This window comes from Luteibacter sp. HAY1-4A (assembly GCF_056755355.1).
Map to the genome: position 1 here is coordinate 1 of NZ_JBNDHZ010000015.1, position 20,935 is coordinate 20,935.

The 20,935-nt window shown below is 64.5% G+C and carries 17 protein-coding genes; 11 read left to right on the forward strand and 6 right to left on the reverse strand.

Features of this window, described 5'->3' with window-relative positions; all coding sequences use genetic code 11:
- Positions 1-277: 277 nt before the first annotated feature.
- The 4 genes from ACPYOD_RS06795 to ACPYOD_RS06810 form a co-directional block, all read right to left on the reverse strand.
- Positions 278-3,256 carry a TonB-dependent receptor plug domain-containing protein gene (locus ACPYOD_RS06795; RefSeq protein ID WP_481300975.1) on the reverse strand — a complete coding sequence of 993 codons (2,979 nt, stop codon included), beginning with the start codon at positions 3,254-3,256 and terminating at the stop codon, positions 278-280.
- Between the two features lie 151 nt (positions 3,257-3,407).
- Positions 3,408-3,947 (reverse strand): DUF488 domain-containing protein, encoded by a 540-nt coding sequence (locus tag ACPYOD_RS06800; RefSeq protein ID WP_481300976.1) that lies wholly within the window; start codon positions 3,945-3,947, stop codon positions 3,408-3,410.
- A complete protein-coding gene (locus tag ACPYOD_RS06805) occupies positions 3,940-4,149 on the reverse strand; it encodes a hypervirulence associated TUDOR domain-containing protein (RefSeq protein ID WP_481300977.1) in 210 nt (69 codons plus the stop codon). The genes ACPYOD_RS06800 and ACPYOD_RS06805 overlap by 8 nt, the downstream gene beginning before the upstream one ends.
- Positions 4,150-4,273: 124 nt before the next feature.
- On the reverse strand, positions 4,274-4,558 hold the full coding sequence (locus ACPYOD_RS06810; protein ID WP_481300978.1) for a BufA1 family periplasmic bufferin-type metallophore: 285 nt from the start codon (positions 4,556-4,558) through the stop codon (positions 4,274-4,276).
- Positions 4,559-4,724: 166 nt separating this feature from the next.
- Between ACPYOD_RS06810 and ACPYOD_RS06815 the strand changes: the two genes are divergently transcribed.
- Positions 4,725-6,452, forward strand: coding sequence for a M1 family metallopeptidase (locus ACPYOD_RS06815; RefSeq protein WP_481300979.1), 1,728 nt, complete (start codon positions 4,725-4,727; stop codon positions 6,450-6,452).
- A 38-nt stretch (positions 6,453-6,490) separates the two neighbouring features.
- Here the strand turns inward: ACPYOD_RS06815 and ACPYOD_RS06820 are convergent, their stop codons facing one another.
- Entirely contained in the window at positions 6,491-6,973 is a 483-nt protein-coding gene (locus ACPYOD_RS06820; RefSeq protein ID WP_481300980.1) for a VOC family protein, read from the reverse strand.
- A gap of 71 nt (positions 6,974-7,044) precedes the next feature.
- The gene (locus ACPYOD_RS06825) at positions 7,045-9,426 is read right to left on the reverse strand and encodes a DNA polymerase II (RefSeq protein ID WP_481300981.1); all 2,382 of its coding nucleotides are present in this window, start codon (positions 9,424-9,426) and stop codon (positions 7,045-7,047) included.
- A 240-nt stretch (positions 9,427-9,666) separates the two neighbouring features.
- On the opposite strand from ACPYOD_RS06825, the gene ACPYOD_RS06830 reads away from it, so the two are divergent.
- Genes ACPYOD_RS06830 through ACPYOD_RS06875 form a run of 10 tightly spaced genes read left to right on the forward strand, consistent with a single transcriptional unit; the run spans position 9,667 to position 20,932 of the window.
- The gene (locus tag ACPYOD_RS06830; RefSeq protein ID WP_481300982.1) at positions 9,667-9,951 is read left to right on the forward strand and encodes a hypothetical protein; all 285 of its coding nucleotides are present in this window, start codon (positions 9,667-9,669) and stop codon (positions 9,949-9,951) included.
- Positions 9,935-12,124 carry a polysaccharide biosynthesis tyrosine autokinase gene (locus ACPYOD_RS06835; protein ID WP_481300983.1) on the forward strand — a complete coding sequence of 730 codons (2,190 nt, stop codon included), beginning with the start codon at positions 9,935-9,937 and terminating at the stop codon, positions 12,122-12,124. Before ACPYOD_RS06830 ends, ACPYOD_RS06835 begins: the two co-directional genes overlap by 17 nt.
- Positions 12,125-12,162: 38 nt before the next feature.
- The gene (gene wcaK, locus ACPYOD_RS06840) at positions 12,163-13,395 is read left to right on the forward strand and encodes a colanic acid biosynthesis pyruvyl transferase WcaK (RefSeq protein ID WP_481300984.1); all 1,233 of its coding nucleotides are present in this window, start codon (positions 12,163-12,165) and stop codon (positions 13,393-13,395) included.
- A 2-nt stretch (positions 13,396-13,397) separates the two neighbouring features.
- Positions 13,398-14,630, forward strand: coding sequence for a glycosyltransferase (locus ACPYOD_RS06845; protein WP_481300985.1), 1,233 nt, complete (start codon positions 13,398-13,400; stop codon positions 14,628-14,630).
- Positions 14,631-14,642: 12 nt separating this feature from the next.
- Positions 14,643-16,067: a lipopolysaccharide biosynthesis protein gene (locus ACPYOD_RS06850; RefSeq protein ID WP_481300986.1), complete on the forward strand. Its 1,425-nt coding sequence runs from the start codon at positions 14,643-14,645 to the stop codon at positions 16,065-16,067.
- Entirely contained in the window at positions 16,067-16,954 is an 888-nt protein-coding gene (locus ACPYOD_RS06855) for a glycosyltransferase (RefSeq protein ID WP_481300987.1), read from the forward strand. The genes ACPYOD_RS06850 and ACPYOD_RS06855 overlap by 1 nt, the downstream gene beginning before the upstream one ends.
- The gene (locus tag ACPYOD_RS06860) at positions 16,951-18,147 is read left to right on the forward strand and encodes an O-antigen ligase family protein (protein ID WP_481300988.1); all 1,197 of its coding nucleotides are present in this window, start codon (positions 16,951-16,953) and stop codon (positions 18,145-18,147) included. The genes ACPYOD_RS06855 and ACPYOD_RS06860 overlap by 4 nt, the downstream gene beginning before the upstream one ends.
- Positions 18,140-18,622 carry a serine O-acetyltransferase gene (locus tag ACPYOD_RS06865; RefSeq protein ID WP_481300989.1) on the forward strand — a complete coding sequence of 161 codons (483 nt, stop codon included), beginning with the start codon at positions 18,140-18,142 and terminating at the stop codon, positions 18,620-18,622. The genes ACPYOD_RS06860 and ACPYOD_RS06865 overlap by 8 nt, the downstream gene beginning before the upstream one ends.
- Complete coding sequence (locus ACPYOD_RS06870) at positions 18,619-19,440, forward strand: glycosyltransferase (RefSeq protein WP_481300990.1); 822 nt, start codon at positions 18,619-18,621, stop codon at positions 19,438-19,440. Before ACPYOD_RS06865 ends, ACPYOD_RS06870 begins: the two co-directional genes overlap by 4 nt.
- Positions 19,441-19,453: 13 nt before the next feature.
- Complete coding sequence (locus ACPYOD_RS06875; protein WP_481300991.1) at positions 19,454-20,932, forward strand: right-handed parallel beta-helix repeat-containing protein; 1,479 nt, start codon at positions 19,454-19,456, stop codon at positions 20,930-20,932.
- Positions 20,933-20,935 lie beyond the last annotated feature (3 nt).

Genomic DNA, 20,935 nt, shown 5'->3' on the forward strand with positions numbered 1-20,935 from the left:
CGCTTCCCACACTTGCCACAGGGTCCTGTCTATCTTGCAAGGTTCTCGCGAGCTTTCCTCGCCGCCATGGCGGCTCCTACAGGGAGCGGCACGCGCTCCCCGTGACTGCCTTACCCTCGTGTCTGCGCAGGCAGCACCCAGCGACTCAAGCGCGGACGACGACTGAAGCGCGAACGATCACCGCAACCGAAAACGACAGCGCGCCCTTCAAAGACAAAATGCCAAGGTTCATTCCGTAACGAAGACAGCGCGCATCCCCAGACTTCCGCGAAGAACCTCATTTCAGCTTGTAGTCGAACGTCAGGAACACCTCGCGGCCGTTGTATTCGCTGGCCGTCTGGCCTGTCGTCACGAACTCGAAGCCGCCCGCGTAGTACGGAATCGCTCCCACCTTGTCGAAGATGTTCGCCACGGTAAGTTTCAGGCGTGTATCCGGGTTGATCTGCCAACCCACCGACGTGTTCCAGGTGATCCACACCGGCGTCCTGCCCTTGTAGGTCGTGTCGGCGACGTTGACCGGATTGCCGTCCAGGGTGACCTGGCAGATGCCGGTGGCGATCGACTGGTTGCCGTCCGGCACCGTGACCATGCCCGGCTGGATGCCGTTCGGGAGCACGTTGCAGCCGTCGTAGTTGGGGGCACGCATGCTGCCCTCGCGCACACCGGAGATGGAGACGTTCCACGCACCCTTGTTCCAGTCGGCGATCCACGTGACCCTGCTCGCCACGTTCTGGTACCGGGTGTTCTGCAACTCATCGGACGCCAACACGCGCTGCTTGTACGACAGGTTGTCGGTGTAGTTGATGCCGGCGCGGAAGTCGCCATGGTCTTCCGTGTGCAGCTTGTAGTCCAGCGAGGCATCGATGCCGCTCACGTAAAGCGACGCCTCGTTGATCGGACCGGACTGCACCGTCACCACCTGCCCGGTGGCGTTACGCGTCACCATCTGCGTCACCATCTGGCAATACGCGGAATTGGGCACGTGGGCCGTGTACGGCGATAAACCGGAGGTGCCGTTCGGCTTCACGCCGGTCAGGCAGCCCGCCTCGTCGTTCAGGACGGTGTTCTGGTCGAGGTACTGGATCGCATTGTCCACGCCCATGTGCCAGTAGTCGGCCGACACCGAGAGGCCTTGCACCCCCGGCACCTGCCACACGAAACCATAGGTCCAGGAGTGGCCGGTCTGCGGCAGCAGGAGACGGCTGCCGTTGGTGTACAAGGTGTAGTACTGCGAGGTCGGGCGCTGTACCTGGTTGCACCAGGTGTTGTTCGTCTGGCCCGCCTTGATGGCCGCGATGCACTGCAAGGGGTCGATGTAATCGCCTACCGGCGACGTGGAGCCGGTCAGGTAGATGGCCTGCATGTCCGGCGCCTTGAAATTGGTGCCGTAGCTGCCGCGGAGCAGCAGGCCGTCATACGGCCGCCATTCGAGTCCCGAGCCCCAGGTACGCGCCACGTCGGCACTGCTGGCGTCGTTGTATTTGTCGAGCCGGCCCGAGATAGTCCAGGTCAGCGAGTTGAACACCGGCACGCGGAACTCGGTGCCCAGTGAGTAACGCTGGCGCGTGCCGCCGCCGGTGAGGTACGCCCCGAACGGGTTCTGGAAGGTTTCCGGATCTTCAGCGCGGCGATCGGGCGAGAGCTTGAACCCGTTGTGCGCGGCCTCCAGTACCGTTGCCCAGCCCACCGGCTCGTCTACCCAGGGGAACTTGAAAAGATCGCCGTTGACGCGAAGCTGCGCCTGGTCCAGCCACGACGACGACGTGTTCTCGCCATTCACCGCGAACTGGCTGTACTGCTGCGGCGTGATCGGGTTCCACCACTGCTGCCAGTTCATCGCGTAGATGGGCAGGCCGTCGCCGGTGCTGCCGAGCTGCCTGCCGAGGAAGAAGTCGTTCATGCCCTGGCTGTTGTAACCCGTGAAGTCCTCGCGCACGGTGTACTTCTGGCTGTTGAGGTTCAGGTCCCAGTGGTAGTCGCCGTCGAACAGCGTGCCACGCAAGCCGGTCTGCAGGTTCCAGTTCTGCTCGCGGTCGTGGGTGTTGGCGGTGGTGCCCATTTCCTGCGCGGTCAGCTGGCGAACCGCCTGCTTGATGACCTGCCCCGTGGTCTGGTCGTAGAACTCACCCGTGCCGTAGGCGTTCAACTGGGTATTGGAGATGCCCACCGTCCTGTACAGGGCGGCCGAACCATAGAGCTGCAGGCCGTTCTTGAAGTCGTACTCGCCTGCGATGTAGCCATTGTTGCTGCGGCTGCCCGGCGTCAGCACCCAGTTCTGGAACAATGCCGGCTGCGAGCAGTAGTAGCCGTTGTTCGTCACCCCCGAGATCTGCGTTCCGTTGGTGGTGACGGTGTGCGACTGGCTCAACTGGGAGTTGGTGAACTTGCCGCAGGTGCCTGCCGGCGGCGTGATGTACTGGCCGCTCCCCGTCATCGCCGACAGGGCGATGGCGCCGGCTGCGTCGTACTGGTAGCCGAACATCCGCGATGCGGGGCCCCAGGAGCCATAGCCGGCATCGGCCACCGAATCCTGGTAGGGGCGATCCATACCCCAAAGCGCCGTGCGGTTGGATTTCTCGAGGTTGTAGACGATGTGCCAGTTCTCGCCGGACTTGCCGCCGAAGAAGTTGATGTCGCCGTAGGCCCGCCCGCCGCGCGTGGCGCCGCCACCGGTCACCTGCAGGTCGTCTCCCTGGTAATTCTTCTTCAGGATGACGTTGACCACGCCAGCCACCGCGTCCGAGCCGTAGATCGACGAAGCCCCCGAGGCGAGGACTTCGATATGGTCGATCATGCCCGTGGGAATGTTGTTGTAATTCTGGAAATTGCTCTGCTTGTTCAACGGCTGCGGGTAATCCACTACGCGATGACCGTCGATCATCAACAGGCTGAACCCGGGGCCCAGCCCACGCAGGTTCACCGACCGCGCATTGACCGAACTGGAACCCCAGGCGGCGGAATCGGAGATCTGCTGGCCCACCTGCGGCAACGAGTCGAGGAACTCCCACAGCGTGGTGTAGCCCTGCTGCTTGATCTGTTCAGCGGTGATGGTGACCACCGGAGCGGGGCCCTCCACTTCCACTCGCGGGATCATCGAGCCCGTGACGGTGATCTCTTTCAACTGGACGGCCTTGTCCTGCTTCCCCGCCGAGGCCTCGCTATCGGAAGGCGCCGACTGCGCGAACGCGTGGGGCGCGAACAGCGCCACGGCCAGTGCGCTGGCGAGCACGCCGCGCCGCAAACAAAGTGTATTCACGTTGATCCTCCCCCCCGGGAGATGAAGTTGCGATTCCCCGCCACATGTTCATATACAAACCCTACGTTCAAACGAATACGGCGTCTCACTTTCGCCGACCTTTCCGTTTGCTTACCGCAAGAACTTGCGATGTGTGGGGGGGGGTCTGCCTTCAGGGGGAAGCTGGGTAGGCCACCATGCCATCGCCGACCACCGCGCCGGGCGTGAGGTGGGCGTCCTCCACGTGCCCCACGTCGAATAGATGCCGGACCTCGCGCCCGGCAGCCATCGCGTAGTCGGCGATGATCCGCCGATGGCAGCGCCACCAGAGCACTTCGGAACACATCATCGCGCAGCGCCGTTCCTCGCTGAGGCGAAGCAGGGCGGCAAGCGAGGATTGGAAGCGTTCCGACATGGCATGGTCGGCGTAGTTGTGGAAGCTGGATACCCGCCAGAATGCGTTGACTTCCGGCGGGATGTCCTTCGACTTGGGGCGACGGCCGCCCAGGTCGGGGAGGTACTCATAGCCGATGCCCTCCTCCGCCAACGATGTTGGCAGCACCTCGATGTTGAACTGCGGGTTCGTACGCGACCGGGGGAAGGTGCGTACGTCCACCACGCACTCGATGCGGGCATCGCTCAGGACGGCGAGGAATTCCTCGATCGGGCGATTGGAGTGGCCGATCGTATAAAGCGGCGGTGTGTCACTCATGCTTGAGCGCGGAGCCTTTGTGCGCGGCGATGTGATCGGTCTTGTCGCTCTTGATCTCGTACTGCGGATCGTCCTGACTCGCTCGCCGAGGGTGTCCCTTGTAGTCGAAATCGCGGGTGTGGATCCGAATGATCGTGCCCGTGACATAGCCCGCCTCGCTGTTCCAGCGCACGTGGTCGCCAACCTTGAATGTCGTCGCCATGCTCGCTTGCCTCTTGCTGTTCCTTGCCAACCTGCCATGGACGGGGCCAACGCCGAGTGAAACCCGTCGCACGACTCCTGCATTCACAGGAGCGGCGATGGTGCTCGGCGCGGAAGGCCAAAGCTTAGCCGGTCTGGGTAAGCGTGCCGTGCCCCTTTGGGGTCTTGATCGAGGTGCACGTACCGCCGGGAACGTTGACCCATGCGTTCTTCTGGTAATCGGCCTTCGCGGTGCCCGCGCAGATCGTGCCCGGGCCCGCCGAGCAATCGTTCTGACCGGCTTTCGCGACACCCCAGCATTTCTCGACGGAGGCCTTCACCTCGGGTTTCCCGGACTGGTCCTCGGCATGGGCGATGCCGGCCGCGGCGACCAGCGTGAGCGCGAGAGCGGCGATGTGACGGTTACTCATGGTTCCCCTGCAGGTTCGACGCCGGCCAGATGCCGGCACCTGCGAGTTCGCTGCGGTGGCCACCTTGGTTACAGGCGCGGGCTGCCCTGACTACCGGCACATGCGCGACCGTCTTCCGGCTTCCTATGGTCGGGTGTTCGCTATCCCTCCCAGGACCGTCCCGACCATGCGACATACCCTTCCGCTGGGCATCTGCCTCGCGCTGAGCGCCGCTGCGTGCTCGCCTTCCGCGCCGCCGGAGCCGCCACCGCTCACGGACTTCACCATCAACTCCGGCGCCCCGCTCACGCCCGAACAACAGGCTGTCAGCTTCGAGCACGCGGATCTGCATTTCCGTGTGGACCCGCAGGCCCGCCGCCTCGAAGGCGATGCCACCCTCACCTTCCAGTTGAAGTCACCGCTGAAGCGCATGGTGCTCGACCTCGATCGCAACCTGCCGATCGACGCGGTCGAAGTTGACGGCCAGCGGCTTGCCGGGTCGTCCTATCGGAATGCCGACGGCCATCTCGAGGTCGACCTTCCGCGTCCGCTGGCTGCCGGTGCCACCACAGCGGTGCGGGTGATCTACCACGGCCGCCCGCACACGGCGGTCAAGCCACCGTGGGACGGCGGCATGGTCTGGTCGACGACACCCGACGGCCAGCCGTGGATCGCCACTGCGGTGGAAGGTGAAGGCTGCGACCTTTTCTGGCCCTGCATCGACCATCCCACCGGCCGTCCGAAACTCGTGGACGAACACGTGACGGTGCCGGCGCCGCTGGTAGCGGTGGGCAATGGCGTTGCCGTGGGTATGGAAGAGAAGGACGGCATGCGTACCTACCATTGGCGCGCGCATGAAGTGAGTACGTACGGCATCTCCCTGAACATCGGCCCCTACCGGGAGCTGTCGGGCACTTATACGAGCCGTTTCGGCGACACCTACCCCATGCATTACTGGTATGTGGATGACGATGCCAAGGCTCGCGCGTTGTTCGCCGAGTTCCCGCACATGCTCGACTTCCTTGAGGGGACCATCGGTCCGTACCCGTTCCGCTCGGAGAAGATGGGCGTGGTGGAAACCCCATACAAGGGCATGGAACACCAGACGGTGAATGCCTACGGCAACGAGTACGCCAAGACGCCGTACGGCTACGACGACCTGCTGCAACACGAGCTCTCGCACGAGTGGTTCGGCAACCAGGTCACCAATGCCAACTGGGACGACATGTGGATCCACGAGGCGTTCGCGACGTACATGCAGCCGCTGTACGCGGAGGCCATCGGTGGCAAGCAGGCCTATTTCTCCACGTTGATGCGCCTGCGCACGATCGTCGCCAACCATCATCCGATCGTGTCGGGCACGCCACGACGCGAGGAAGATGTCTACAACGACGAGCGCGGCGGTCCTGGTCAGGACATCTACAACAAGGGTGCGCTGATGCTGCATACCCTGCGCAACCTCATCGGTGACGACGCGTTCTACCGCTCGGTACGCCTCATGGTCTATGGCACAGAGAACCCGGCACCCGGCAACTTCGCGCCGAGATATGGCACGACGAAGGAATTCATCGACAACGTCGACAAGGTCACCGGCAAGGACATGCATTGGTTCTTCAATGTGTACCTCTACCAGGCGGCGCTCCCGGACCTTCAGGTGAAGCAGGAAGGCCAGGTTCTACACCTTGCCTGGTCGGTACCCGGCAACGGCCCCTTCCCGCTGCCGGTGGAGGTCAAGGTCGGTGACCGCATCGTGACCCTACCGATGGCCGATGGCCGCGGCGATGTCGCGCTGCCCACCGCGAACGCGTTGTACGTCGTCGATCCGGAATCGAAGCTTCTGCGCCGCGACGCCGCGATGGATGCCTATCGCGGCTACGTGGAGCAGCAGCGCAAGGCCAGGAAGAAGGCTTCCTGACCCCCGGCGAAGCACCGGTAGCGGCGGCTGTCCCGCCGCTACCGCCCGTCGAAGGCCGCCTTGATCTTCGCGAGGTCGATCTTCCGCATCGACATCATCGCCTGCATGGCGCGTGCCGCCGCGGCACTGTCGGGGCTGTTGAACATCGGGATCATCTGCCGCGGCACGATCTGCCACGACAGGCCGAACTTGTCCTTCAGCCAGCCGCACATGCCTTCGCTGCCACCGGCGCCCAACTTCGCCCAGAGCTCGTCAACTTCCTCTTGTGTCTCGCAGTCGACCATGAGGGAGATGGCTTCGGTGAACGGGAACTGCGGGCCCCCGTTCAGCGCGAGCAGGGGCTGGCCTTCGATCTCGAAGCGCATCGTAAGTACCTTGCCCTTCTGGGAAGGCACCGCGTCGCCGTAATGCGACACCTCCAGCACACGGCCACTCTTGAAGATGGACAGGTAGTAACTCACCGCTTCTTCGGCGTTGAAGTCGAACCACAGGCACGGCGTGATCTTGGCTGGAGCGGTCATGGCGGCATCTCCCTCGTCAGAAGCGCAGATCGCGGCACACTAAACCAGAAGCGCACGCCCGCGGAAGTGGCTCACGCCTCGAACAGGCCGAACTGGTCGCTGGTGAGATTGGCGAAACTCTCGTTCAACGGCACGAGGATCGCATCGGCGACAGGTCGTAGCTGACTCGACAGGTAATGCTCATAGTCGATGCGCGAGCTGCGCGCCTCGACGGGTTCCGGACCGTTCACGGTCATCACGTAACTGATCCACCCACCGCTCTGGTAACGCAGCGGTCGATCGTGCCGCGCGTTGAACTCGTCCGCGACGCGAGCCGCGCGTACCTGCGGTGGCGTGTTGCGCTGGTATTCGTCGAGCCTTCCGCGAAGGCGCTTCCGATAAACCAGAAGCTCATCCATGTCGCCGGCGAGAAGCCGGCGCGCATAGTCCTTGATGAATTCCGCGTACGGCTGCTCCTTGAACACGAGCAGGTACAGCGCCTGCTGGAACTGCTGAGCCAAGGGCGTCCAGTCCGTGCGCACCGTCTCGAGGCCGCGATAAACGACTTCTTCGCTACCGTCGTCGTTCCTGACGAGGCCCGCATATCGCTTCTTGCTGCCCTCCTCGCTGCCGCGGATGGTGGGCATGAAGAACCGGCTGTAGTGGGTGTCGAACTCGATCTCGAGGGCGCTCTCCAGCCCCATGGTGGCCGCAAGGTGTTCGCGCCACCATCGATTCATCTTCTCTACCAGAGCCACCGCTATGGCTTCGGCTTCCGCGTTGCTGCGACGCTGCTTCAGCCAGATGAAGATGGAGTCGGTGTCGCCATAGATCGCCTCGTAGCCTTCCGCCTCGACCAGCTCGCGCGTGCATCGCATGATTTCATGACCGCGCAGGGTCACCGCCGACACGAGCCGGGGATCGAAGAAGCGGCAGTTCCGTGCGCCGAGGACGCCGACGAACGAATTCATCAGGAGCTTCAGCGCTTGCGACAAGGGCTGGTTTCCCTGGCGCTTGGCGTCGTCGCGGCGCTCCCATAGCTGGTTGACGATGGCCGGGAGGCAGTGCTTCCGGCGGGAAAAACGGACGCCGTCGAAACCCGGCACCGATGCCTCCGGCGACGGATCCAGTTCCCCTTCCACCATCCCCACCGGATCCACCAGATAGGTGCGGATGATCGACGGATACAGGCTCTTGTAGTCCAGCACCAGCACGGAATCGTAGATCCCCGGCCGCGAGTTCATCACGAACCCGCCGGGAAACGCAGCGTCGGGCACGTCACCGACGTTGGGGGCCACGTAGCCCGCGCGGTGCATGCGTGGCAGGTACTGGTGGCTGAAAGCGGCGATGGAGCCGCCGAAATGGTCGGCGGCAAGACCGGTCACATGCGCGCGTTCCAGCAGGAACCCGAAGAGGTTCGCCTTCGCGAAAATCCGCGTGACGAGCTCGCAGTCCTTCAGGTTGTAGCGCGCAAGGGCGACCTTGTCCTCGCGGAAGCGGCGCTCGATCTCGGCCATGCGATGGTAGGGATCGTCGATCGCCTTGCCTTCGCCAAGCATCGTCTGGGCGATGTGTTCCAGGCTGAAGGACGGCGAACTCCATTGCGCGGCGCGCAGTGCCTCGATGCCGTCGATCACCAGCCGTCCAGGCATCGGCGCGAACAGGTAACCCTCGCGGGTGCCATGGGCGCGCCATTCGATGGGCAGGCCACCCCGCCCGAGCAGCAGGGGCACGCCGTGGGCGTCGGCATGCTTCTGCAGGAGGTTGAGGTCGAACTGGATCAGGTTCCAGCCGATGATGGCGTCCGGATCGTGTTCCCGAAACCAGTCGTTCAGTCGATGCACGATCTGCGCAGGTTCGGCCAGGTATTCCAGGTCGAAGTCGCCTGGCACCTCGGCATCGGGCGCGGCGCTGCCGAGCATGTAGACCTGTCGCTGGCCACACCCCTCGAGCGCCACGGAATACAGCTCGCCGCGTGCGCTGGTCTCAATGTCCAGCGATACGGATCGCAGCGCCGGACGATAATCCGCATGCGGCGCCAGTTTCGGGTCCAGGATGCGATTGCCCTCCACCGCCCCGCCTTCGACCTGCACCGCGGCCGTGATGAAGCGTTCCATCATGAACCGGTCGTGTGGCCGGATGTCCGCCTCGAACAAGGCGATGCCGCGGTCTCTCAGGCGCCGTTCCAGCGTCACCATCTGTTTATGGCTGCGCGTATAGACGCCCAGCACCGGCTCCTGGGCGAACGTCTTCAGCGGCAGAGGGCGCAGTTCCGCATTGGCGCCCCCACGGGCGGCCTTTTCCACGTCCGCTCGCCGGGACGCCGGCACGAATGCCACGGACGTCTGCGCCGAAATCACGACCTGCCTGGACCCCTCGTCGGTGGCCAGCCAGAATTCGAGGTCGGTGCCGTGCCCCGTGTCCCGCCAGCGGCGGGTGAGGATGAAGCCCGGCAGCTTGGGGGGACTCGTCATTAATGGGATGAGGCACGCGCCCCAGGAAGCTCTGAGCAAGTTATCGCAAGCGGCAATGATACGCGCCAGGCCGTTGGCATTAGCATCGTCATGACAATTTTGCCTTAATGCCGACACAATGGCGACGTTTACTTGACGCGCGTCGCAAAAACGACGTTCGTCACTTTGACCGGTCCGGAGCGCCAACTATTCTCGGGGTCGTAAGCCGGTTCCCTACTCCCCTTGCATGTAGGCATCGGCATGGCGAAGGACATCGTGATCGACCACGAATGGCGTCGGCATGGGCGGGACAGTCAGTCGCCCTCCGAATTGCGTCCGCCTCATGACCCCGAAATCGTGCCCCAAGGTGGTGCGACGAAGCGTTCGGCCCTTCAGGACCGGCGCGCTGAGTCTTGCCCGGAATTCGAATGTTATCAGTGGCTTGCAGAACACATCTTCCCGACTCATTCAGACTATCGGCGATATAAACGTTTAGACGTCCATTCAGATTCGGGAAACATCAAGCCGCATGACGACCAAGATTGAGCCGGTTCATGACGAAGACACTATCGATCTGAACGCGTTGTTCGGCACGTTGCTCGACCACAAGTGGATCATCGCCGCCATTACCGGCACCTTCCTCGTGGCCGGCGTGCTTTACACGATGCTCGCCACGCCGATCTACCAGGCGACGGCGGTCGTTCAGGTAGAGCAGAAAACTCCCACCCTTCCGGGGCTGAGCGACCTTACCCAGTCGCTGGGCACCACAGGGTCGCAGGCCACCACGGAGATCGCGCTCATCACCTCCCGCCTGGTGGTAGGCACGGCGGTGAACGACCTGCGCCTGGACGTGCAGGTACAACCGCAGCGCCTTCCCCTCCTGGGCGACTACCTGTCGCGAGGCCACAAGCCGGGTGATCTCGGCAAGCCGCGCTTCGGCCTCAGCCGCTATGGCTGGGGCGGTGAAGTGGTGGACATCTTCAAGCTCGACGTGCCCGACACGTTGATGGGGAAGAAGCTCGAGCTCAGGGCGGAAGACAGCGGAAGGTACGGTCTGTACGACGACAACGGGAAGCGCATCCTCGAAGGGGCGGCGGGCCAGCTGTTGCACGGCGGCGGCGTGACGATGCAACTGAAGCGGCTCACGGCCAATCCGGGCACGCGATTCGACGTGGTGGTGCAGCCGGCGTTGACGACCATAGGAAAACTGCAAGGCGACGTCGTCGCCCTGGAACAAGGTAACGACTCCGGCATCATCGGACTCACCTACAACAATGCCGATCCGGATCTGGCGCAACAGGTGCTTGCGCACATCACGTCCGCCTATGTGCGCCAGAACGTGGAACGCAATTCCGCGGAAGCCGCCAGCCAGCTCCAGTTCGTGAAGGACCAGTTGCCCAAGGTTCGCCAGGAACTCGACCGCGCCCAGGCGGCGATGAACGAATTCCAGACGAAGGCGCATTCGATCGACCTGAGCATGCAGACCAAGGGCCTGCTCGACCAGATCGTCGCCGTCGAGAACAACATCCAGCAGCTGCACCTGCAGGAAGCGGACATCGATCGGCGCTTCACACACGACCATCCGGCGTACAAGGCCCTGCAACAGCAGATGGGCCAGCTGCAGGCGCAGAAGGACAAGATGCAGAAGGAAGTGGGCGACCTTCCCGACACGCAGCAGCAATTGCTCAAGCTCAACCGCGACGTCCAGGTAAGCAGCAATACCTACACGAGCCTGCTCAACCAGGCCCAGCAGCTGGACATTGCGCGCGCGGGTACCGTCGGAAACGTCCGTATCGTGGACACCTCGGCGGTGGACAAGACCCAGCCCGTGCAGCCGCGCAAGGCGCTGGTGGTGGTCGTGGCGACCTTCCTGGGCGGTTTCCTCGCGCTCGCCTTCGTGTTCCTCCGTCAGGTGCTCAACCGCGGCATCGAGGACCCGGCGGCCATCGAGGACCTGGGCCTTCCGGTATACGCATCGGTACCGCTTGGCACAGGGCCCGGCGTCAGGGCCCCGAGGAACCGGCACGGCAAGCCGCCGCGCGGCCCCTTGCTCGCCATTGCGCAACCGTCCGACCTTGCCGTGGAGGCCATACGCAGCCTGCGTACCAGCCTGCATTTCGCCCGGCTGGAAGCGAAGAACAACGTGCTCATGATCACCGGTTCCAGTCCTTTCGCCGGCAAGACCTTCGTCTCCGCGAACCTGGCCGCCGTCATCGCACAGGCCGGCCAGCGCGTATTGCTGGTGGACGGCGACATGCGCCGCGGCACCCTTCACCAGGTGCTGGGCATCAAGCCCGCGCTGGGCTTGTCGGACCTCCTTGTCGGCGGTGCGGAACTGGCCGACGTGGTGAAGCCGGGTCCGCTTCCCAATGTTTCGTTCGTCAGCCGCGGCCGGGTACCGCCCAATCCCTCCGAACTGCTGATGCACGAGAACTTCACCCGGTTCATCGCGAACGTGGTGCCGTCGTATGACCTCATCATCATCGATACGCCCCCCATCCTCGCCGTGACCGATGCGGCGGTGATCGGCCACCACGCGGGAACGAGCCTGCTGGTCGCGCGCTTCGGCCTGAACAAGGCGCGTGAGCTGGCCCTGGCGAAACAGCGCTTCGAACAGAACGGCGTGGAACTGAAGGGTGCCATCTTCAATGCCGTCGAGCGCCGCACTTCCGGTTATTCCACCTACGCCTACTACACGTACAAGGCCGATCCGGCCTGACCCCCATGAGCACCCGGCCACCGCATGAAGCGAAGACCATGACGCGCATCCTGATCGTCGGAAACCACACCTGCGGGAATCGTGGGGACTGCGCCATCCTCCGCGGCCTCCTGGAATGCCTGGAAGAAGCCCTGCCCGGTTCCCGCATCGATGTGACCAGCCGCTTCCCGGTCAGCTCCGAATATCTGCTGGGCCGCCCGCTCCTACCCGATACCCTCAACCGGTATTACCAGGAGGCTGCCAGGAAGCCGCTCGGCGCAGTGCGCGCGAAGGTTCTGCGCCGTTGGGTGCCGAGGCTTCTGCATGCCCACGTGCGCAAGCGGTGGTGGGCGCGCTGGATTCCGTTGCCCAGGCTCCATCGGGACCTCATCGCCTCCCTGGCGGAATACGACGTGGTGATCCAGGTCGGCGGTTCGTTCTTCGTCGACCTCTACGGCGCCACCCAATATGACCAGGCAAGCTGCGCACTCCTCGCCGGGAAGCCCGTATACATGCTGGGCCATAGCGTGGGACCGTTCCAGCACACGTTCTTCCGCAAGGTATCGCGCGATGTGATGGGTCGGGTCGAAGCGCTTGCGCTCCGCGAGGAAGTCAGCGCGCGCTACATGCAGGAGGCCGGCATTCCCGAGGAAAAACTGCGCTGGACGTCGGACACCGCATGGCTCGTGCACCCGGGCGAACCTGTCGCGCCGGACACGGCAAGGCCCACGGTAGCGGTGACCTTCCGCGAACTCGCCCCCTTCGACAAGCGGCTGGGTGTCAGCCAGGCACAGTACGAGGCCGCGTTCGCCGAACTCCTCGATGCGGTCATCGAGGCCGGTTTCCATGTGCGCGCCTTCTCCACCTGTACCGCGATCGACGGCTATCCCAAGGACGACCGGATGATCGCGCTGAAGGTGCGCGCGCGCCTGCGCCATCCCGAGGCCTTCGAGGTCGAGATGGACGAATTGAACGATGTCCAGCTCGGCAGGCAGCTCGGTGCATGCGTGCTCACCATCGGCACGCGCCTGCACAGCGCGATCATCTCGATGAATTTCGGCACCCCCTCCGTGGCGCTGAACTACGAGCACAAGTCCGAGGGGATCATGAAACGCCTCGGCATCGACGAACTTGCGGTGCCGGTGCACTCGCTGTTGGATGGCACGCTGCGCGAGAAGGTGCTTGCGCTGCTTGCCGATACCGGCCTCCGCGCGCGCGTCGCCGCCGCGGTGGCCCGTGAAAAGGCCTTCGCGCGCGAATCGCTTCTCGCCACGCTCGCCATAGGGTCCTGACCATGACGGTGCTTTTCGTCCTTCCCGAATTCCCGAAATATTCGGAAACCTTCGTCATCGACCAGATCGTGGGCCTGCTCGACCGCGGCTTCGACGTGCGCATACTCGCGGTCAACCGCGGCGCGGAGCCGATGCCGGGCGACACCGTCGCCACGCGCGGCCTGATGGACCGCGCCACGTTCATCTTCCCGCGCGGAACACGGGGTGCCACCGGTTGGCAGGTGGCCCTGCGACGGGCGCAAGAGGTGTTGCCCGGCCTGCCGCGGGCCCGCGTTCGCCGTGCGCTTTCGGTACGGCGTTACGGACATGCGGCGAAAAGTCTCGCACTCGCCGGGGCGGCGAGGCGCCTGCGCGAACCGCTGAAGGCCAACGCGATCATCGCGCATTTCGGCCCCACCGGTGTGCTGGCGGCGCACCTGCGCAGCCTGGGCCTGCTCGACGGCCCGCTGTACACCGTATTCCATGGGTACGACCTGTCGCAGCACAGCGTGCTCGAACGCCACCTGCGCGACTACCAGCGCCTGTTCGACACCGGCGAGCACATGTTGCCCATCAGCGCCTTGTGGAGTCAGAAGTTGATGGCGCTCGGCTGCGCGCCGGAAAAGATCCACGTGCACCGCATGGGCGTGGATCTCGACAGCTTCCGCTTCGCACCGCCTGAGGACAGGGTGCCCGAACAGACGCGCCCGCTGCGCGTGCTGTGCGTGGCCCGCCTCGTCGAGAAGAAGGGCATCGCATACCTCTGCGACGCCGTGGGCCAGCTTGCATGGCGCCGGGTGCCGGTGGAACTGGAAGTGATCGGGGACGGTCCCCTGCAGGCCGATCTCGAACGCTTCGTCGCGGCAAAGTCTTTGGAGAGCTGCATCCACATCCGCGGACGCCGCGACAAGGCCTATGTACAGGCTGCCCTCGCCCGCGCCGACGTGTTCGCGCTGCCGAGTGTCACGGCGCAGGACGGCGACCAGGAAGGCATCCCGGTCTCGCTGATGGAAGCGATGGCCAGCGGCGTGCCATGCCTATCCACGATACACAGCGGCATTCCGGAACTGATCGAGGACGGCCGGTCCGGCTGGCTGGTGCCGGAGCGCGACGTGGATGCACTGGCCGACCGGCTGGAAAGCATCCAGCGCGGCGACTACGACCTTCCCGCCATCGCGCGCTACGCGCGCCACACCGTCGAAACGCATTTCAACCAGAGCCGGTTGCACGACCAGCTCGCCGCTCGCCTGGTCTAGGAGATCCGCGCCATGCCTTCCGCCAGACGCGATGCCCTCTGGACCGCCGGTTCCACCATCGTCAGCGCTGCGAGCCAGCTGCTCCAGATCGCCGTGCTCGCCCACCACGTCGACGCCCACCTGCTTGGCGCCCTCGCCATCGTCAACGTGGTCAATGCCATCGCTACGTTGCTGCAGGACATGGGCCTCAGCAGCTATCTCGTGCATCGCCAAGACATCACCCGCCGGGAGCGCACCTCGCTGTTCGTGATCAGTGCGGGGCTGGGAGCGTCGTCCGCCCTGGTGCTGTTCGGCATCTCCTACCCCATCGCGGATTTCTACGGGTCTTCGCAACTGGGCGACCTGCTGCGGCTGTCCACCGTGAACTTCGTGCTGCTCGGCCTGGCCGCGCAATACCAGGCCAGCCTGATCAAGTCGTTCCGGCTTCCCCGCCTGGCCCGGATCGAAGTGCTTGGCCGCCTGAGCGGACTGGCCACCCTGCTGGTGCTGGTGCTCGCGTTCGGCGCGTCCATCGAGGCGGCGGTGTACGCGATGATCGTGAACAGCCTGGTCCGGCTCGTCTGCTTCGTGGTCACCGCCGATCGCGACTGGCATCCGGGTGGCGGGTTCGACCGCGCCATCGTGCGGCAGGCGCTGCGGTACGGCGCGTTCCAGTTGGGCTCGCAGGTGATCAACCAGTTGCGCAGCCAGGCCGACCAGATCGTGCTGGGCAAATTCCTCGGCCTGGCCGCCCTGGGCGTGTATTCGCTGGCCAAGGAACTGGTACTGCAACCCACCAAGCTGATCATGCCGGTGGTCCAGCGCCTGGCGCTCCCCAGGCTGGCCACGCGACAGAACGATCCGCTCGCACTCCGCAACCTCTACCTCGCCGGCCTGCGCGTGGTGTCTGTGGCCGCCGCCGGCGTGTTCATCATGCTGGCGGTCTTCGCGCCCGCGGCGGTGACCATCCTGTACGGGCAGCGCTATGCGGGTGTGTCGCAGCTCATTCCGCTCATGCTGCTCTTCGGCATGCTGCGTCCGCTCGGCTCGCTGATCGGCGCGCTGAGCCAGAGCCTCGGGCGGTCGGACATCGAATTCGGCTGGAACCTGAAGATCTGCGGCGTGGCTCTTCTGGTGACGGTCATCGGCGCGTACTCGGGCTCCCTGCAAGTCATGGCGGTGGCGCTGGCCGTCAGCCAGGTGCTGGCAACCGTCCTCTCCTATTACTTCTTTTCCTCGAAGATCATCCAGATCACGGCACGCGAGTTCTTCGGTTCGTGGACCGTCGAGAGTTTCGTGCCCTATGCCTTCCTCATGCTCGCCGTGGCCCTCTATCCCGGTGAAGACTGGAAGGCGAGCGTGGTCCGCTTCCTCCTGGTGACGCCGTCCCTGCTATGGGTGGTCTGGCGCAACAGGGACGCGTGGCTCTCCCGAATCGCGCAGCCGGCAGGTGCCTGATGATCGACACGACCGTACCCCTGGTAAGCGTCTACGTTCCCACGCGAAACCGGTCCGCCCTGTTGCGGCGGGCGCTGGACTCCGTGCTGGAACAGACCTGGCCGAGAATCGAGATCCTCGTATGCGACGAGGCCTCGACGGACGACACGCCCGAGGTGCTCGCATGGTACGCCCGCTGCTACCCGGGCAAGTTCACCGTGCTGCGCAACGACACGCCGCAAGGTGCCTGCCGCGCGCGCAACCGATGCATCGAGCACGCCTCCGGTACCTATGTCACCGGCCTGGACGACGACGACTTCTTCCATCCGCAGCGCATCGAATGCCTGGTGGACCTTTACCGCCGGCATCGGCCGTCGTTCGCGTGCAGCCGGTTCCGGTACTTCCAGTCGGTGTCCGACGTGGCGGCGCTGCGCGACCGCGTCCATGACGAGGCGGAACTCGCCAAGGCGGACCCGCTGGACCTCCAGGCCCTGCTGTACGCGAACCTCGCGGGCAACCAGGTGCTGACCGAGCTGTCGCGGATGCGCGAGCTCGGCGGCTTCGACGAAGACATGCCCGCCTGGCAGGACTACGACATGTGGATCCGGCTGGCGGAGCGTTTCGGACCCGCGGTACGGGCGCGTACGCTGCTCTCCTTCGTGGACGACGACCGCTCGCGCGCACGCATCCGCAACTCCAGCAAGCGTGCCGAGGGTAGTGGGCGCTTCATCGCCAAGCACGAGCGGCTGATGAACGCCGACCAGCGGCGCAACCACCGCAACATCCAGTACGTGATGAATCGGGAGCGGCCGCCCCTGGCCGAGATCGTGCGCAATGTCTCCCTGGGCGGCTACAAATCGACCGTGAAGCTGCTGCTGCACAAGTTCTTCGGCGTGGCGATCGGATGAAGATCAACAAGACCCGTGCCGCCGCCGTGGCGCTGATGGCCATGCTGTTCGTGCAGGTGCCCCTGACGCACAGCTCGGCCAGCAAGTCGCACGTGAACGTCTACCATATCCTCCTCCTGCTGATGCCGATGCTCTACTTTCCGGCACTGCGCTACCTCAAGCTGAATCCGGCCACCGCCTTCATTGCCACCCTGGCCGCCACGTCGATCGGTGCGGCGGCGGTGTACGGGGGCGGCATGCGGTCCACGCTGGTGGTGTTCGTGGCCGCTTCCTATTTTCTCGGCACGGTGTTCGGACGAAAGCTTCCGGACCTCGACTTGCGCCGCATCTTCGTGTGGATTCTCGGCTGCTGCATCGCGTTCATCCTGGTGCGCGACGCGGTATACGCAGGCCAGCTCGGCGCCGTGTATGCCCGCACGGAAGGCGCCTCCAGCATTCTCTACATGTCCACTGGCGGCCGCAATATCGAAGCCAGCCTGCTCGCCCTCCTGTCCATCCTGCTGCTCGGCACACGCGCCTATCCCATAGCGGCGGGCATCGCCTTCCTCACCAGCGCAACCATGCTCTCGCGCGCCGGCCTCGTCGGTGCGGCCGTGTCGATCGGCATCGCCGCCTATCGCGCGAGGAAGACACGGTCGTACTACTTCTACACCTTCATCGGCGTGGCGATGGTCGTGCTCGTCGGGGGCCTCGTCCTGTCGTCGGTTGTGGACATTCCTGTCCTCGACCGCTTCAACCTGCAGGCGGAAACCCAGCTCGAGCACAAGAACGTGGGACGCCTGGCCCTCTGGAACAGCGCCACCCTCGCGCTGGAACACAACCTGTTCGGCTACGGCGTGGGCAACGGCGTTCCGCTCATGGAGCAGATTTCCGGGCTCACCTTCGTCGAGAACAACGTCCACAATATCTACCTCCAGTTCCTGCTCGAAGGCGGCATACAGTCGCTGCTTCTCTTCCTGCTCATGGTGGGGCACATCCTGTTCCGCCCGGCCGAGGGACAGCAGCGCAATCTCAAGGCTTTCCTTCTCCTGTACCTGATGCTCGCCTTCATCGAATTCAGCGGCTACGAGGCGTATTTCTGGTTCTTCGTGGGCATGTTCTACGCACGGGACGACCTGCGTCGCGCCCGGCTGCGACAAGCATCGAGAAGCAGACGCGAAGAAGCATTCCCGGCGGTGGCGCACCATGCTTGACGATTTCCGCGCGGACGTTCGCCGCTACAAGTCCATGCCCGGCTACCGGGGCATGCTGTGGTGGATGCTGGACCAGTCGTTCTGGGTCATCCTGTGCTACCGCCTGATCGCGACTGCTCGCGGAAGCCGGCTGCACGCGCCACTGCGCGTCTTCGAGAAACTGGCCGAGTTCGTCCACAAGTGCTACCTGCCGACCACGGCCACGATCGGCCCCGGGCTCGTGATCTATCACGCGTTCGGCGTCATCGTGAACGGCAAGACCACCATCGGCGCGAACTGCACGCTGTATGCCCGCGTATGCATCGGGAACCGATGGCCGGGCGATGGCACGCCGATCATCGGCGACAACGTGACCATCGGCACCGGTGCATGCATCTTCGGCCCGGTGGTCATTCCGGATAATTTCGTGGTGAAGGCCAATGCCGTCATCACTCCCTCCTCCCTACCCACGACCCCTGTTGGAGCGCCGTCATGAGCGAGGCCGCCGTGCGATTGTCCATCGTCATCATCACCTGGAACGAGCGGGGCAACCTCGAGCGCTGCCTGCGCTCGCTGCTGGACAAGGTAGATTTTTCCCGCGACGAAGTCATCGTCGTCGACAACGGCTCCGCCGACGGAAGCGCCGAGTTCGTCGCCACCCTGCCGCAAATCCGTTACTTCCCGCTGGAGCGCAATTTCGGCGTGGGGCCTGCACGCAACCGCGGCCTGTTCCTCGCCCGCGGCAAGTACTGCATGACACTCGACAACGACACCATCTTCCTGACCGACGACCCCGGCAGCATCGTCGACGAGTTTTTCCAGGCGCATCCCGATGCTGGCGTGGTGGGCTTCGAACTGCTCAACATCGATCGCAGCCGCCAGGATTCGACACGGCGGTTCCCGCGTTTCTACCAGCCCATCGCGGCGCGCGTCCCGCTGAGCCGCCGGCTGGGATTCGTGCGCCGCGAGCTGGAGCGGCACCTCATGCTGGACACGCGCTTCGACGACGGGAACGACCCGATGGAAGTCGACTACGTGCTGGGTGCCAACCAGACCTTCACCAAGGAAGTGGCCGCACTGCTGATGGGATACGACGACCGCATCTTCTTCGGGCCCGAGGACGCCGAATTCTGCGTGCGCACGCGGAAGATGGGCCTGCGCAACTACTACAGCCGCCAAATCTCCGTCATCCACGACTACAAGCGGCGCACGCGCAAGTTCTCGAAGCTCACGTTGAAGCACCTGGCCGGTTTCGCCTACATGCTGAAAAAGCATGGCGGCGTCTATCGGTACTCGCTCAGCGAACGGCGCTGACCCGGAGGCCGCCATGGATCGTCGCACGTTCCTAAAGCAAACGGCTTGCACGCTGGTCCTGGCATCCACGCTGCCCGTCGATGCCCTTGCCGCCGCACCCGCGGCCGGAAAACGCTATTACGTGGACAGCACCGCGGGCGACGACGCGCGCGACGGAAGCAGTGCCGCGCTGGCCTGGCGCAGCCTCGACAAGCTCAATAAAGCCTCGTTCGGTCCGGGCGACCAGGTCTTCTTCAAGCGCGGCGGAGACTATCCCGGTGTATTCGCGCCCAAGGGCTCCGGTCGCGCGGGTGCGCCCATCGTCGTGGATGCGTACGGCGACGGCGACGCCCCGCACCTGCACGCGGACGGAAGCGCCGCGTCGACCGTCCTCCTGCGCAACGTCGAGTACTGGACGTTACGCAACCTGGCGATCTCCAACCACGGCGCCCAAGCCGCCCCACGGCGCACGGCCGTGCACCTGCTGCACGAAGACGCCGGCGTCGTCCACGGCATCGTCCTGCAAAGCCTGCATATTCACGACGTCAACGGCTCGCCCGTCAAGAAGGACGGCGGAGGCAGCGCCGTGCTGGTCGAGGTCAAGGGCAAGACGCGTCCCACGCGCCACGATGGCCTCACGATCGAAAACAATACGATCGAGCGATGCCAACGCGACGGCATTCTCTTCCTGCGGGCGGGCACCCGCGACGGCGGGCTCGCGACAGGTGTCGTCGTTCGCGGCAACCGCCTTCGCGGCGTTCCGGGGGATTGCATCCTGGTGAAAGGTTGCCGTGGCGCGCTCGTGGAGCGCAACACGGTCAGCGAATGCGGCGACCTGCCCCGCGGGGAGGCCGCCGCCGGCATCTGGCCATTCGATTGCGACGACACGCTGATCCAGTACAACGAGGTCAGCGGTCACCGCGCCACCGCTGACGGACAGGCGTACGACGCGGACTTCCATTGCCGCGGCACGATCATCCAGTACAACTACAGCCACGACAACGTCGGTGGCATGGCCCTGGTCTGCAACGACGGCAAGGACGCGCAAGGCATCGGCAACAGCGGCACGATCGTGCGCTACAACGTCAGCATCAACGACGCACTGCGCAAGACCGGAAGCGCATCATTGCGCATCTCCGGACCGGTCGACGGCACCCAGATCTACAACAACATCATCATCATTCCCGAGAAGCCCGATGCCGAATCCCAGGTGACGGTCTTCAAGGCGACAAGCTGGAAGGGCGTTCCCAGCGGCACGGCGATCCACGACAACATCGTGATCGCGCCCCGGTCACCCGGCGTGGAGATGAACCTGGCAACGCAGACGCGGATGGCGGAAAACCATGTTTTCGCCGCCGGCATGCGCGGCACGCCGGCGGACAACAAGCAGGTGCTCGACCGCTTCCGCACCCACCGGCCCACGCTGGCGGAAGTAAACGCGCTGGTGAAGGCGTGCTTCGCCGACGGCAAGCCGGTGCCGGACGCCCTGGAGCGCATCGCCAGGCTGGGCTGAGGC

Bases quoted from the DNA above. Each gene is read 5' to 3' on its own strand.
- ACPYOD_RS06850 (WP_481300986.1), top strand. From the start codon at position 14,643: ATGCCTTCCGCCAGACGCGATGCCCTCTGGACCGCCGGTTCCACCATC.
- ACPYOD_RS06835 (WP_481300983.1), top strand. From the start codon at position 9,935: ATGACGACCAAGATTGAGCCGGTTCATGACGAAGACACTATCGATCTG.
- ACPYOD_RS06875 (WP_481300991.1), top strand. From the start codon at position 19,454: ATGGATCGTCGCACGTTCCTAAAGCAAACGGCTTGCACGCTGGTCCTG.
- ACPYOD_RS06815 (WP_481300979.1), top strand. From the start codon at position 4,725: ATGCGACATACCCTTCCGCTGGGCATCTGCCTCGCGCTGAGCGCCGCT.
- ACPYOD_RS06810 (WP_481300978.1), bottom strand. From the start codon at position 4,558: ATGAGTAACCGTCACATCGCCGCTCTCGCGCTCACGCTGGTCGCCGCG.
- ACPYOD_RS06805 (WP_481300977.1), bottom strand. From the start codon at position 4,149: ATGGCGACGACATTCAAGGTTGGCGACCACGTGCGCTGGAACAGCGAG.
- ACPYOD_RS06865 (WP_481300989.1), top strand. From the start codon at position 18,140: ATGCTTGACGATTTCCGCGCGGACGTTCGCCGCTACAAGTCCATGCCC.
- ACPYOD_RS06820 (WP_481300980.1), bottom strand. From the start codon at position 6,973: ATGACCGCTCCAGCCAAGATCACGCCGTGCCTGTGGTTCGACTTCAAC.
- ACPYOD_RS06845 (WP_481300985.1), top strand. From the start codon at position 13,398: ATGACGGTGCTTTTCGTCCTTCCCGAATTCCCGAAATATTCGGAAACC.
- ACPYOD_RS06860 (WP_481300988.1), top strand. From the start codon at position 16,951: ATGAAGATCAACAAGACCCGTGCCGCCGCCGTGGCGCTGATGGCCATG.
- ACPYOD_RS06855 (WP_481300987.1), top strand. From the start codon at position 16,067: ATGATCGACACGACCGTACCCCTGGTAAGCGTCTACGTTCCCACGCGA.
- ACPYOD_RS06830 (WP_481300982.1), top strand. From the start codon at position 9,667: ATGGCGAAGGACATCGTGATCGACCACGAATGGCGTCGGCATGGGCGG.
- wcaK (WP_481300984.1), top strand. From the start codon at position 12,163: ATGACGCGCATCCTGATCGTCGGAAACCACACCTGCGGGAATCGTGGG.
- ACPYOD_RS06800 (WP_481300976.1), bottom strand. From the start codon at position 3,947: ATGAGTGACACACCGCCGCTTTATACGATCGGCCACTCCAATCGCCCG.
- ACPYOD_RS06870 (WP_481300990.1), top strand. From the start codon at position 18,619: ATGAGCGAGGCCGCCGTGCGATTGTCCATCGTCATCATCACCTGGAAC.
- ACPYOD_RS06825 (WP_481300981.1), bottom strand. From the start codon at position 9,426: ATGACGAGTCCCCCCAAGCTGCCGGGCTTCATCCTCACCCGCCGCTGG.